Origin of the sequence: Neosynechococcus sphagnicola sy1, from assembly GCF_000775285.1 — a bacterium.
GTDB classification, from domain to species: domain Bacteria; phylum Cyanobacteriota; class Cyanobacteriia; order Neosynechococcales; family Neosynechococcaceae; genus Neosynechococcus; species Neosynechococcus sphagnicola.
On record NZ_JJML01000116.1, the window covers coordinates 1 to 254 of the forward strand.

At 65.4% G+C, this 254-nt stretch carries 1 protein-coding gene; it reads right to left on the minus strand.

All coding sequences use genetic code 11. The features are described from left to right. The coding region (locus tag DO97_RS20360; RefSeq protein WP_156120705.1) for a pyridoxal-phosphate dependent enzyme at positions 1–254 on the minus strand (254 nt) is incomplete at both ends.

Genomic DNA, 254 nt, shown 5'->3' on the forward strand with positions numbered 1-254 from the left:
CTCGCCGTGCAGCACCACCTCGCCACCCAGGGTTTTGACGGCATCCACCTTGAGCTGGGGTGTGGTGGTGGGCATGACGACCACGGCGCGCGTGCCCAGCTTGTGGGCGCTCATGGCCACGCCCTGGGCATGGTTGCCAGCGGAAGCGCAGATCACGCCGCGCTGCAGCTGCTCGGGCGTGAGGTGTGCCATCTTGTTGTAGGCGCCGCGCAGCTTGAAGCTGAACACAGGTTGCTGGTCCTCACGCTTCAAAA